This window comes from Brevibacillus sp. Leaf182 (assembly GCF_001423865.2).
Classification (GTDB): domain Bacteria; phylum Bacillota; class Bacilli; order Brevibacillales; family Brevibacillaceae; genus Brevibacillus; species Brevibacillus brevis_C.
Genome location: NZ_LMPN02000031.1, coordinates 96,277 through 108,954 on the forward strand (window position 1 = coordinate 96,277; position 12,678 = coordinate 108,954).

Annotated in this window: 12 protein-coding genes and 1 other annotated feature; of the genes, 10 read left to right on the forward strand and 2 right to left on the reverse strand. The window is 48.7% G+C overall.

Going from position 1 to position 12,678, the window contains the following annotated elements; all coding sequences use genetic code 11:
• The first annotated feature begins 38 nt into the window (after nt 1-38).
• The 8 genes from ASG16_RS21920 (at nt 39) to ASG16_RS21955 (ending at nt 8,772) form a co-directional block, all read left to right on the forward strand.
• On the forward strand, nt 39-467 hold the full coding sequence (locus tag ASG16_RS21920) for a cell division protein SepF (RefSeq protein WP_048033738.1): 429 nt from the start codon (nt 39-41) through the stop codon (nt 465-467).
• 31 nt (nt 468-498) lie between these two features.
• The gene (locus tag ASG16_RS21925; RefSeq protein WP_048033737.1) at nt 499-762 is read left to right on the forward strand and encodes a YggT family protein; all 264 of its coding nucleotides are present in this window, start codon (nt 499-501) and stop codon (nt 760-762) included.
• Between the two features lie 12 nt (nt 763-774).
• Nucleotides 775-1,548, forward strand: a complete 774-nt coding sequence (locus ASG16_RS21930) for a YlmH family RNA-binding protein (RefSeq protein WP_056486068.1) — start codon at nt 775-777, stop codon at nt 1,546-1,548.
• A gap of 100 nt (nt 1,549-1,648) precedes the next feature.
• Nucleotides 1,649-2,140 carry a DivIVA domain-containing protein gene (locus ASG16_RS21935; protein WP_007717747.1) on the forward strand — a complete coding sequence of 164 codons (492 nt, stop codon included), beginning with the start codon at nt 1,649-1,651 and terminating at the stop codon, nt 2,138-2,140.
• Between the two features lie 90 nt (nt 2,141-2,230).
• Nucleotides 2,231-2,498, forward strand: a binding site (T-box leader).
• A gap of 46 nt (nt 2,499-2,544) precedes the next feature.
• Nucleotides 2,545-5,322 (forward strand): isoleucine--tRNA ligase, encoded by a 2,778-nt coding sequence (gene ileS, locus ASG16_RS21940; protein ID WP_056486071.1) that lies wholly within the window; start codon nt 2,545-2,547, stop codon nt 5,320-5,322.
• A gap of 152 nt (nt 5,323-5,474) precedes the next feature.
• Nucleotides 5,475-6,248 (forward strand): TraR/DksA C4-type zinc finger protein, encoded by a 774-nt coding sequence (locus tag ASG16_RS21945; RefSeq protein WP_048033734.1) that lies wholly within the window; start codon nt 5,475-5,477, stop codon nt 6,246-6,248.
• Nucleotides 6,235-7,386: a mandelate racemase/muconate lactonizing enzyme family protein gene (locus ASG16_RS21950; RefSeq protein ID WP_056486075.1), complete on the forward strand. Its 1,152-nt coding sequence runs from the start codon at nt 6,235-6,237 to the stop codon at nt 7,384-7,386. Before ASG16_RS21945 ends, ASG16_RS21950 begins: the two co-directional genes overlap by 14 nt.
• 15 nt (nt 7,387-7,401) lie before the next feature.
• A complete protein-coding gene (locus tag ASG16_RS21955; RefSeq protein WP_056486078.1) occupies nt 7,402-8,772 on the forward strand; it encodes an MFS transporter in 1,371 nt (456 codons plus the stop codon).
• Nucleotides 8,773-8,849: 77 nt separating this feature from the next.
• Here ASG16_RS21955 and ASG16_RS21960 read toward each other — a convergent pair whose 3' ends face one another.
• On the reverse strand, nt 8,850-9,323 hold the full coding sequence (locus ASG16_RS21960) for an NUDIX domain-containing protein (protein WP_056486082.1): 474 nt from the start codon (nt 9,321-9,323) through the stop codon (nt 8,850-8,852).
• 14 nt (nt 9,324-9,337) lie between these two features.
• Complete coding sequence (locus ASG16_RS21965; protein WP_056486086.1) at nt 9,338-10,267, reverse strand: NAD(P)/FAD-dependent oxidoreductase; 930 nt, start codon at nt 10,265-10,267, stop codon at nt 9,338-9,340.
• A gap of 236 nt (nt 10,268-10,503) precedes the next feature.
• Here ASG16_RS21965 and ASG16_RS21970 point away from each other — a divergent pair, with 236 nt between their 5' ends.
• Together ASG16_RS21970 and ASG16_RS21975 are read left to right on the forward strand one after the other, a co-directional pair.
• Entirely contained in the window at nt 10,504-11,859 is a 1,356-nt protein-coding gene (locus ASG16_RS21970) for an LCP family protein (protein WP_056486089.1), read from the forward strand.
• An 85-nt stretch (nt 11,860-11,944) separates the two neighbouring features.
• Nucleotides 11,945-12,541 carry an Hsp20/alpha crystallin family protein gene (locus ASG16_RS21975; RefSeq protein WP_056486090.1) on the forward strand — a complete coding sequence of 199 codons (597 nt, stop codon included), beginning with the start codon at nt 11,945-11,947 and terminating at the stop codon, nt 12,539-12,541.
• Nucleotides 12,542-12,678: the final 137 nt, after the last annotated feature.

Below are 12,678 nucleotides of genomic sequence, written 5' to 3' on the forward strand. Positions count from 1 at the left end.
AAACAGACCAAACCACGGAGTAAGAGAGGAGGAAGAGTATGGGTGTTATGAATAAATTGATGGGGTTTTTGGGGTTAGAGAACGAGGAATACATCGAAGAGACAACAACGGTGGAAGAGGAAAGAGAAGAGCAAGAGTCCTCGCAAAAACGCCAGCCAGCGATCGGCCGATCTAACAACGTGGTACCGTTTCAAGCACGGGAAAAGGAGGGAATCCGTTTGATTCTCTGTGAACCCCGTCATTACAGCGATGCACAGGATATCGCTGACAACCTGCGTCATCGTAGACCGGTTGTGGTCAACCTCCATCGCGTGGAAAAAGACCAAGCTAAAAGAATTATCGACTTTTTGAGCGGGACGGTCTACGCACTAAACGGAGATATCCAAAAGGTCGGAGACACGATCTTCGTGTGCACGCCTGACCATGTAGATATTCAGGGTACGATCTCCAGCGTATTGGAAGAGTAGCCAATTAAGACGAATTTAAAAGGGTGAGCAAATGTTTGCTGTCTTTTCGGTTTTAAACTTTGTTTTTACGGTATATCAATACATGATTATTGCTTACATTTTGATGTCATGGGTTCCTCAAATGAGAGGTACAGGTATCGGACAGTTACTGGAAAAACTGGTTGAGCCTTATTTGGCTCCATTTCGCCGGTTTATCCCACCGCTCGGCTTCATCGATATCTCCCCCATTGTCGCATTGATTGCACTGCGCTTTGCCCAATCTGGCCTGTTCGCCATTTTGCAACAAATCATGTAGGCGAGTGAAACGATGAGCATATTTGACCATTTTTCAAAAGAAGAACGTCCCTTTGTTGAACGGGCGCTGGAAATGCTGACGCAAGTAGAGCGGAAGCAGGCCATGCGCCTTACTGATTTTGTAGACCCGAGGCAGTTGATGATTTTTCAGAGTCTATCTTCCCAAGTAAGCGATGTGAAGGTTTCTCCTTATGGCGGCTACGAGGGTGCCGAGCGTGTTCGGATTATCGTCCATCCGGAGTACCTTCCTGTCGAGCCTGAGGATTATCGCCTTACCTTATTGGCAATCAAGGCTGATCAGCGCTTTCATGTGCTTGAGCATCGAGATGTGATGGGGGCAATGCTGGGTGTCGGGATGAAGCGGGAGAAATTCGGAGATATGCTGACAGATTCAACTGGGAGCTACGCGATTGTAGCAGAGGAAGTCGCTGATTTTGTCTGTGCGCAGGTGACCCAAATTCATCGGACATCTGTTCAGTTTGAGCGGGTAGCATGGGAGGCGTTCACACCACCTGCACCCAAGTTTGTAGAGAAAACGATCACCGTGCCTTCACCGCGAATTGACGCGATCATCGGAGAAGTACACAATATGTCTCGCGCAAAAGCATTGGTGCCAATTCGAGCGGGAAAAGTAAAAATCAACTGGAAAGTAATCGAAGACCCATCTTATCAACTTCAGATGGGTGATATGGTGTCTCTAGCGGGCTATGGTCGGTTCAAAATTCTTGAGGTAGCAGGTCCAACACGCAGTGGAAGACTTCGCATGATTGTCGGACTGGTTACATAAGATGGACCATGGCGCAAAAAATTGTAAAATACGGCAGGAAACACTGCTAATCCTGTCGAAATGATTGAGTACGAATTATCGGGAAAAGTGGGGGGTTCATGTGCCATTAACGCCGTTGGATATACACAATAAGGAATTCAGCACAGGCTTTCGTGGGTATAACATTGACGAAGTGAATGAATTTCTCGATCAGGTGATCAAAGATTTTGAGCTCTTGATAAAAGAGAAAAAAGAACAGGAAGAACGCGTAGCCATTTTGAATGAGCGCGTAGATTACTATAAGAGCTTGGAAGAAAATTTGAGCAAGTCGATTCTGGTGGCGCAGGAGACAGCGGAAGACGTGAAGTCGAATGCCCGCAAAGAAGCGCAGCTCATCTTAAAAGAAGCCGAGAAAAATGCAGACCGAATTGTCAATGAAGCACTGGCGAAGTCGCGCAAAATCGCAATCGAAATCGAAGAATTAAAAAAACGTGCTTCGGTTTACCGTATGCGCTTTCGGACACTTTTGGAAGCACAGTTGGAAATGCTGGAGAATGGCGATTGGGATAGCATTGAACAGCCACAAGTTGATTCGCCTGTAACAGTTGAATAAATCATTGACGTTCGAGCAATGATGGTATTATAATGAAAGACAACTTTTTCGAAACAAAGCACTTATCGTAGTTAAACAGGCTTATCCAAATCATAGACGATGAACGGGAAGAGTACGTGAGCCAGCACTGCCTAGAGAGCCGGGAAAAGGTGAGAACCCGGCCAGTTGCTTTCGCAGAAAATCACCCGGGAGTTCAATATCCGAAAGCCCAGAAAACCTTGATGGTGAAACAGGTGAGTAAGTGAGCGCGTCATTCCCGTTACGAATGAGTGAAGTGGAACAAATCCGATGAAGGCTTTTTGTCGTACGGGTTTGTTCAAGCAGGGTGGTACCACGGGAGCTTTCTCTCGTCCCTTTTATGGGATGAGTGAAGGCTTTTATTTATTTAAGGAGTGAATCAGGCCATGGATTACAGCAAAACCTTAGCGCTACCAAAAACAGATTTCCCCATGCGCGGAAATTTGCCAAGCCGCGAGCCACAGATGCAAGCGGTATGGGAAGAGCAAAATATTTATCAACAAGTGTTAGATCGTACGAAAGACCGCCCGTCTTTTGTCTTGCATGATGGCCCTCCGTATGCGAATGGAGACATCCATATCGGTCACGCACTAAACAAAATCCTCAAGGACTTCATCGTTCGCTACAAATCCATGGCAGGCTTTTATGCGCCGTACATCCCAGGCTGGGATACACATGGTTTGCCGATTGAGCAAGCGATTATCAATGCACAAGGGCTGGATCGTCGCAGCATCGAAGTGAACGATTTCCGCCAGCGCTGTGAAGAGTATGCTTGGTCCTACATCGACAAGCAACGCGACCAATTCAAGCGTCTGGGCGTTCGTGGAGATTGGGAAAACCCTTATGTAACTCTCCTGCCTGAGTATGAAGCCAACCAAATTCGCGTATTCGGCGAAATGGCGAAAAAGGGTTATATTTACAAAGGTTTGCGTTGTGTGTACTGGTCTCCGTCCTCTGAGACGGCTCTGGCTGACGCAGAAATCGAATACAAAGACAAGCGCTCTCCTTCTATTTACGTCAGCTTCCAGGTAGCAGATGGAAAAGGCAAGCTGGATACAGAAACAGGCGTTGTTATCTGGACAACGACTCCGTGGACATTGCCAGCAAACCTTGCAATCAGCCTGAACCCTGAACTCGAGTACAACGTAGTGAAGGTAGATGGCCGCAAATTCGTGGTAGCCAACGGTCTGATTGAAGCCGCGAGCAAAGAAATTGGCTGGGAAGGCGTAGAGATTCTCGCGACCTTTAAAGGTCAAGATCTGGAAGGTGTAGAAACGCAGCATCCGTTCTACGATCGGAAGTCTCCACTCATCCTGGGTGAGCATGTAACCTTGGATGCTGGTACTGGTTGCGTTCATACTGCTCCAGGACATGGGGAAGATGACTTTAACGTTGGTCAAAAATACAATTTGGGCGTCCTTTGCCCAGTAGATCACGAAGGTAAAATGACCAACGAGGCACCAGGCTTTGAAGGTCTGTTCTACGAAGATGCCAACAAAGTGATTACAGAAAAGCTGAAAGAAAACGGAGCACTCCTGAAGCTCAATTTCTTCACGCACTCCTACCCACATGACTGGCGTACGAAAAAACCGGTTATCTATCGCGCAACAGAGCAATGGTTCGCGTCTATCGACGGATTCCGTGCACAAATGCTCGAAGCGATTAAAAATGTAAAATGGATTCCGCATTGGGGAGAAACTCGTCTGGCAAACATGATTGCGGATCGTGGCGACTGGTGCATTTCCCGTCAACGTGTATGGGGTGTTCCGATTCCAATCTTCTATTGCAAATCGTGTAACGAACCGATCATTAACGACACGACGATCAACCATGTTGCTGATCTGTTCCGCAAAGAAGGATCGAAAGTATGGTTCTCCCGTGAAGCAAATGAACTGGTTCCAGAAGGGCTTTCTTGCACCAAATGCGATTGCAAGGATTTCCGTAAAGAAACGGATATTATGGACGTTTGGTTCGACTCCGGTTCCAGCCACCAGGCTGTTTTGCGCGAAAGAGGCATTGCTTGGCCAGCCGACATGTATCTGGAAGGCTCTGACCAGTATCGTGGCTGGTTTAACTCTTCTCTCTCGACGGGTGTTGCCGTGTATGGCACAGCTCCTTACAAATCCGTCCTGAGCCACGGCTTTGCATTGGACGGAGAAGGACGGAAAATGTCCAAATCCCTCGGTAACGTCATCGTACCTCAACAAGTTATTGACAAGATGGGCGCAGACATCTTGCGTCTGTGGGTAGCTTCTGTTGATTATCAGGCTGATGTGCGCATTTCCGATGCGATTCTGAACCAGATCGCTGAGGTGTACCGCAAAATCCGCAATACGTTCCGCTTCCTGTTGGGTAACCTGGATGGATTTAATCCAGCAACAGACCGCGTAGCGTACGAAGAGCTGGGAGAGCTGGACCGTTATGTTCTGGCGAAAGCGGCAAAAGTCGCGAAGCGTACACGCAAAGCGTACGATGAATATCAGTTCCATACTGTTTTCCATGCTGTTCACAACTTCTGCGTCATTGATTTGTCCGCGTTCTATCTGGACATTTGCAAGGACCGCCTGTATGTAGAAGCGCCAGATAGTCTGAAACGACGCGCTGCACAGACAGTGATGTACGATTGCTTGCTCAATCTGGTCAAGCTGGTTGCTCCACTGTTGCCGCACACAGCCGATGAGGTGTGGGCGTTCATTCCAGGCGTGGAAGAGAAGAGTGTGCAGTTGACGGACATGCCAGAAGGCGATGAACAACATCTCAGCTTTGCATCAGAAGCAGAGAGCAAATGGGATGCGTTCCTGGCGATTCGTGACGAGGTTCTCAAAGCCATGGAAGAAGCGCGCCGCAACAAGGTGTTCGGTAACTCCGTTGATGCGAAGCTGGCTCTGTACCCACAAACGGACGAGGTTGCGAAAACATTGGCAGCAATGGACGATCTCGCTGACCTGTTCATCGTGGCTCACGTGGATGTACACAGCGGTTCTGCTCCGGCAGAAGCGGTACAACTCGAAGGAATTGCTACTGTGGTTTCGGCCGCAGACGGTGGTAAATGTGAGCGTTGCCGTGTAGTGAAACCGGATGTTGGCACTCGCGAGTCGCACCCGTCGCTCTGCGTGCGTTGCGCAGATGTCGTAGAACAACACTACGCACATGTAACAGAATAAAAATCGGTTGATTAACCTGTCATTCCCTTTGGGGGTGGCGGGTTTTTTGCTGTGATAGGCCAGATGCGAACCACCAAAACGGCCATGACCGTTTCGTGGTCATATTTCCTACGGGACCAAGACATACTACCTGTTGAGGAAACCAAACAAAGGTGGTGTACAGCGTGGACCAAAAGATGGTGGCCAGCTTCCGGGAAAAGCTGCTGGAACAGAAAAAAGAACTGGAAGACCGCGTACAGGACCATTATGGCATGAGAGAACCGATGACAACCTCTTTGCAAGAGTTTGCCATGTACGATAATCATCCGGCAGATATCGGCAGTGAGATGTTTGAACGGGAAAAAGATTTGGCCCTAGACAGTCTCGATCGTGAGACATTAAAAGAGATTGATCAGGCGCTACTGCGTATGGAGGAAGGCACCTACGGCCTCTGTACGGTCTGTGGAGAGCAAATACCGGTGGAGCGACTGGAAGCACTGCCTCAGGCACAAACGTGCAAGGAGCATGCACCAGCGCCGTCAATCAACGAGTCACGTCCGATCGAGGAACAGTTTTTGCAACCGCCGTTCGGACGTACATCTCTGGATGAAAAAGAAGGACAGAACGGATTCGATGGTGAGGATGCTTGGCAAATTGTCGAGTCATGGGGGACATCCAGCACGCCTTTTTCGTACCAGGAACCCGATAAAACGGATTACGACGAAATGTATATCGAGAGCAATGAGCCGGATGGCTTTGTAGAAGCTGTAGAGGAAATCGGTTATACCGATATTGAGGGCTATCACGGACCGGACAGTGTGCATTTTATGAGAAGCGGGACGTATGAGGAGTACATGAGAAAAGGGGAAGGGAAAGGAAATTTCCTCTCGTATGACGATTACGAGGGAGAGCAAGCAGAACGAGAGGGCATGGATGACTACTCATGATCAGGTAGCGGTCTTTGACCTGCAAATTGAGCGCGTGGAAACGTATCCGCTTCTACAACGTCTATCGCAAGCTTATGGCGATGCAAATGGGTATAAGCGTTATCGAACCAGTTATCTCATTCGGATAATCACGAGGGCTGGAATAGATGGCTGGGGAGAAATTATCGATTGGCTGCCGACGCTCCATAAGGGCTTTTGTGAGCGCATCATCCCGTACTTGTTGGGTAAGCAGGTGGATAACAGAGTAGCCATAGTCGATGTCATAGGAAAGTGGCATCAGCGATCAGCTTCAGGCGTCAGTATGGCACTTACGGAAATTTTGGCGAAAGCAGCGGGGCTATCTGTGTGTCAACTGTGGGGAGGCCAGATTCATTCTGGCATCCCGGTATATGCCTCCCTCCAATCTTACCGTGAAACAGAAGACTGGATGCAGCAGTCATGGAAGCAAGTCAGCCAGCAAGTCGACGATGGATTCAAGATGGTGAAAGTAAAGATTGGCGGGCGCTCTGTTCAAGAGGATCAAACGCATATCGAGAAACTGATGAATTTGCTTCCGGAACAAGTTCACGTAGCGGTAGATGCCAATCAAAGCTACGACTGCGCGACTGCAAGGAAGTGGGAAGGGCTTTTTTCCCGTTATGGCAATTGGCTTTGGCTGGAGGAGCCGATGCCCATGGATCGCACAAACGAATATGTCAAGCTTCGTGCAGCTATATCTATTCCGCTTGCTGGAGGAGAAAACATGATTCGCTGCGCACAGTTTTTGCCTTTGTATGAGGGGGGCGCCATCGATATTGCTCAGCCTGACCTGATGCATACGGGGAGCATTGAAGATTATCGAACGCATCTGCAAATGGCCCGTCAGTTTGGCTATCGCGTATCTCCACATTCCTTTGACGGATCACTGGCACGATTGTATACGTTATTTGCACAGGCGTGCTTGCTGGCATGGACCAAGATGGATAGTCATCCGATTGAGCCTGTCGAATGGGACGTTATGGAGAACCCGTTTACACAATTGTTTCCGCTGCGACCCATAAATGGCGAAGTGACGCTTCCTACTGGCGTGGGAATAGGCATTGAACCTGACTGGGAGATTATTAACGCGTCGCGCTGGGACGGTAGCGCTTATGCGTAAGACAAGGAGTTTCGTATGGCACAAAATGCGAAAAACCTGATTGGGCTCGTCGGGGTTCCACTCGTTATGGTGCTGGGCAACTCGATGCTGATCCCTGTACTGCCTACAATGAAAACAGAAATGAAGCTCACCGCCTTACAGTCGAGCTTGTTGATCACCGCTTTTTCGATTGCAGCAGGTATTGTGATCCCTTTTGCCGGCTATTTGTCGGATCGATTTGGGAGAAAAATCGTCATTATCATCTCCCTCGCCCTGTATGGTCTGGGGGGGTTGGTCGCAGGGCTTGCCGCGTTGTGGATAGATCAACCTTATATGGCCATCATGGGAGGGCGTGTTTTGCAGGGGATCGGGGCCGCCGGGACAGCGCCCATCGCAATGGCATTGGTAGGGGATCTGTTCGATGGCGCTTCGGAGAGTAGGGCATTGGGACTCTTGGAGACATCCAACGGGATGGGAAAAGTATTAAGCCCGATTTTTGGCTCCTTGCTTGCTCTCATTTCTTGGTACATGGTCTTTTTAGCTTTTCCAATTATTTGCGGTGTCGTCCTCCTGATGTTTTTATTTCTGACCAAGGAAAAGAAACAGGATAAGAAGCCGCTCCCCGTCAAGCAGTACATGCATTCGATCGCGCAGGTATTTAAACAGCATGGAAAATGGCTTGTCCCCGCGTTTTTTATTGGGAGCATCTGCTTGTTCACGTTGTTTGGTGTACTGTTTTACCTGTCTGATTTACTGGAGGAAAAATACAAGATCGATGGTGTCATCAAAGGCTTCTTTTTGGCGATTCCCTTGCTCGTGATGAGTATAGCGGCCTATGTGACAGGAATCATTATCAAAAAGAAGCTGAAGCTGATGCGTCTGTTTGTGATAATCGGCATGTTTTTGCTGGCTACGTCTTACATTCTGGCCAGCTTTGTCAAAGGGGCTTATATCCTGATAGGAATTTTGGTCATCGGTAGCGTAGGGACGGGGATGATTTTACCATGCTTGAACTCCATGATTGTTGGGGCCGTACAAAAAACAGAGCGGGGTATGATTACTTCTTTGTATAGCGGTGTCCGTTTTATCGGTGTTGCGATTGGCCCACCTATATTTACCTGGCTGCTCGGAATTTCTCGGACAGTCATGTTTCTATCAATCGCAGGTTTATCGCTCGTTTTCGCTGTGCTTGCGATCTTTTTCTTGAAGCCCAAGCAGGTCGAGCAGCAAGGGCAAGGGGCAAAAGACAGCGAGACGAAAGGTTGGCGGCAAATATCAGAGGTACTGGGAATTGAACCAGAAACGGTACACGAGGTACAACGGGAGAGCGCCATCGAAAAGTACGGCTTTGATCCAAATGAGCTGGTCAAGCGTGTGTTATCGGGAAAGAAGGAAAAGGAAAAATAATAAACAGGCTGTCTCTGTCGGTCATTCTCACCGAATACAATATCGGGGAGCGACAGGGACGAGCCTGTTTATGATGGTTAGGACTCCGCAAAGGGATGACGTAAAGCTCGTTCAAGTGCGAGCGGGTACACATCATCTTGGAGAATACGGCTAAATTCCTGATTGCCTTTTACGTTTCGCGGAATATCCGCAAACACAATGGTGGCAAGCACGTCTGAGCCGTTTGGCTGGTTTGTATAATGCGCTACCTTCGCGATATAAATATCTTTTCGCATCGAATCGTCGATGGTGTACTGTCCGATGCGCTCAATCCCTTCCAGAATGGCGCCGGTTTCTTCATAGACCTCACGAACTGCTGCCGCCAGGCTGTTTTCACCCGCTTCTACTTTTCCCCCTGGTAGCTCCACGCCGCGTGTACGATGGCGAGTAAATAACAGCTTTCCTTGATAAAAAGCGAAGATCAGCACGTGACCTGCTTGGTGGTTACGATACTCTTCGGGGGAAAAGGTTAGCTTGACAGGTAAGCCAAAATCGTCGTAAAAAGCGTACATGCAAAGCTCTCCTTCTACAGGCTCATTGATCTGTTGTTTTGAATTTGCAAGGAAATATGCTTGACCGCCTTCATCGCTTGACCAGTTGCCAGTGACAAACTCGCATAAGCGGCTCCGTTGCTCACATCTCCGACTGCGTAAATCCATGGAGAGTTGACGCGTTGATACGAATCCGTTTGCAAATAGTCATCGCCAAACGTGTCCAAGCCCTCGAGACCCGCTGTGTTTCCATGAACACCAATTCGCGGCAGAATCCAATCGACTACGATCGTCTCTGGATTACCTGGGCGCGTAGAGGTGAGTGTCAGAACCGTCCGTGCCTCTTCGTCCTGATAGTCACTTACTTGTGTTTCCCACAGGACTTGGATGTTGGGGAGTCCTGTTATTTTCTTTTGCCATTCGCGACGAGCACGCCACTCATTGCTCCGAACCAACAGATAGACTTGTCGGGCATGAAAGCTCAAATTTGCTGCACTCTCTAATGCACGATCTCCTCCGCCAATCACGGCGATGTCTTGTCCGGCGATGGTGTGCGCTTGGGCAGTTGTAGAAAACCAAGGCGACAGGACGCTCGGACAATCAGCGAGGGCTGGTATTTCATTCCAGCCGACTCCTGTGGCGATGAGTAGATAGTCGACACGATAAACGGATTTCGAAGTGATTACCTGTTTCGTTTCCCGATCAATGGAAAGAATGGCTTCGTTCAATCGTATGTTTGGCTGCTGGATGAAAGGATGTGCGATCAGTACCTTTACAAGTGCAGCTCCCTGGTCATATACAAGGGGCGGAAAGTCGGTAATCTCGTTGTAAATGTGATGCAGTTGGCCGCCGAGTCGATCCGTTTTTTCGATAAGAAGACAAGAAAGACCTAATCGTTGGCACCATATTGCTGCGGACAACCCTGCGATGCCGCCACCTACGATCAGCACCTGTATGTGTTCCACTCTCAAGTCCCTCCGATTCCCTTATTCATCTATCTGATTTTCCTCATTTTTAGACTACCTGTTTCGATTCGCAAGTGCAAGAACTCAGAGGGAAAACCGATCGAGTTGAATCGGCAGGATTCTACATTTTGACGGCATTTTGTGGTAAAATGGGACGAAAGTTTTCCAGAATATATTGAAAATGAAAAGCCCAAAGCACTATGGACCCTGTGATTTAAAAAAGGAGTGAACCGAACGTGCAAGCCAAGAATGACAAGCCTCAAGCTCCTGCAAAACAGCCGCGTAAACGGATGAAGCGTGGCCAGCGAAGCAAGCGGATGTATCTGCTCTTGGCGGGGTGCTTATTCCTCTGTTTGTTGGCCGTAGGAGCAGGCTTAGCCCTCAACCAGTTAGACAAGACACTCGACGTTGTAACGGTAGACCCTTACAAGCTACCGGATCAACCCGTGGTGGAGAAGCCGTACGAACAAAAGAAATCAATCGCCTTTGTCATCGTCGGGGTGGACACGCGCAAAAACATCGGCATGTTAAACACGGATGTTCTGGTCGTCGCAGTCGCCAATCCGGTTACGCAAAAGCTGAGCATGGTATCGTTGCCCCGTGATACCCGGGTTCAAATCCCTGGCTATCCTGGCTATCACAAGGTCAATGAAGTATTTGCATTAGGGGAAAATATCAGGAAAGATGCGGAAATCAAAGGGAAGCCTGTCACAGAAAATGGCATGACGATGCTCAAGAAAACATTGAATCACATGCTGGGAATCTCGGTTGAGCATTACGTGCAGCTTGACTTTGAGGGCTTCACAGCGGTCATTGACAAGCTGGGCGGGATTACGGTTGACGTAGATCGCGATCTCGTATATGAACTGCCGAAGCAAGGTGTATACCGTAATTTGAAAAAAGGGAAACAAGTATTGAACGGAGAGCAGGCACTCGGCTTCGTCCGTCATCGCATCGACAGACGTGGAGACGCTTACAACTCGAGCGACTTCGATCGCAATCGCAGACAGCAGCAGGTGATTCGTGCTGTAGCAGAAAAGAGCATGTCCATGGATGGATTATCGAGTTTGACAGCCGTACTGGATACCGTTGGGCAGCATATCAAAACCGATCTGTCGAAAGACCAAATAAAAGGATTGGCCCTCGATTTTGCCAGCTTTTCGTCAAGTAACATGGTTACTTTGGACAATGGGGCGATCTGGAGCTCTCCTTATTCCTTGTGGCCGAGGGAGAACATGCAAGCTGTTCGAACTGCCCTGCAAACAGAAGTGGGTGTAGCTGGATCGAGCGAACAGCTCAGCGATGCAGCCGTAGCGGAAGTAGCCAAGGTCGAAATGAAAGCGGAGAAGAGAACGCCAGCTCCGAATCCCAAGCCCACGACAGGTACAAAAGAGCAGCCAAAAACACAAAAACCAGCCACACCATCACAAAATCCGGCTCCAGAACCAACACAGGCGCCTGTAACATCGCCGACTGTACCAGATGGAGGCGAATCCCATCCAGAGCCAACGGACAGCAACATGCCACCACCAGATATTTTGGCTCCGCCTGCACCAGCGACAGATAGTGCTGATGTAGGGCAAACTGGATGATCATTGAGCACACCCCCCAGGCAAAAGCACATATTCTATTGTACATAGACAGTCTTGCCTTTGCTGGGAAGGGAGTGCGGAAGTGATGAAAAACCTGCAAGAGACCATGAAGCAGTTGCAAAAAGCATCCGAAAGTTTGTCCAAGCTCGGCTTTGACCCAGATCATCCATGGAAAGCATTGAGCCAGATGGGACAAATGCTGGATACAAATTTTTGGGAGAATATCGCGACGCTAAACAAGCAAGCAGCACAAAAGACGGCCGCCGCCGCCGCGCCAACTGTACCACCCGTGAAAAAGGGGAAAAAGAAGACGAAGGAAAAACCGATGAGTTTCGTGCAGGTAGACGATTCGCATTTTTCCCCCGTCTCGGATATCTTCCAATCAGAGCAAATGGTCATTGTTTCCTGTGAACTGCCGGGCTTCGATCGCGATAGTTTGGAGATTACCCTCTCCGACCAACGGTTGCTGGAGATCAAAGGGATCATCAAAGAAAGTGAGCACCAGGGGCTTCGTACGCAAGGGGAACGAAGCTACGGCCCCTTTTATCGCAAGCTGGCTCTACCGGTTTCCGTTCGTTCAAAAGGGATGAGGGCCCAGTATCAGGATGGGGTGTTAGAAATTTATTTGATGCGTGATGGAGCTGCGAACGAACGAAAAACAACATTTAAAGCAAGCTTGTAAAAGCAGGGTGATACTGGAAAAATCAAAAAAGAACCTGAGTATTTCTACCAGGTTCTTTTTTATTGCACATAAACAGACGCGATGATATAATCAAATCACGACTGTTTTATATATGTAGTCATAAATATCGCATCTTA

Bases quoted from the DNA above. Each gene is read 5' to 3' on its own strand.
- ASG16_RS21920 (WP_048033738.1), top strand. From the start codon at position 39: ATGGGTGTTATGAATAAATTGATGGGGTTTTTGGGGTTAGAGAACGAG.
- ASG16_RS21925 (WP_048033737.1), top strand. From the start codon at position 499: ATGTTTGCTGTCTTTTCGGTTTTAAACTTTGTTTTTACGGTATATCAA.
- ASG16_RS21930 (WP_056486068.1), top strand. From the start codon at position 775: ATGAGCATATTTGACCATTTTTCAAAAGAAGAACGTCCCTTTGTTGAA.
- ileS (WP_056486071.1), top strand. From the start codon at position 2,545: ATGGATTACAGCAAAACCTTAGCGCTACCAAAAACAGATTTCCCCATG.
- ASG16_RS21950 (WP_056486075.1), top strand. From the start codon at position 6,235: ATGACTACTCATGATCAGGTAGCGGTCTTTGACCTGCAAATTGAGCGC.
- ASG16_RS21955 (WP_056486078.1), top strand. From the start codon at position 7,402: ATGGCACAAAATGCGAAAAACCTGATTGGGCTCGTCGGGGTTCCACTC.
- ASG16_RS21960 (WP_056486082.1), bottom strand. From the start codon at position 9,323: ATGTACGCTTTTTACGACGATTTTGGCTTACCTGTCAAGCTAACCTTT.
- ASG16_RS21975 (WP_056486090.1), top strand. From the start codon at position 11,945: ATGAAAAACCTGCAAGAGACCATGAAGCAGTTGCAAAAAGCATCCGAA.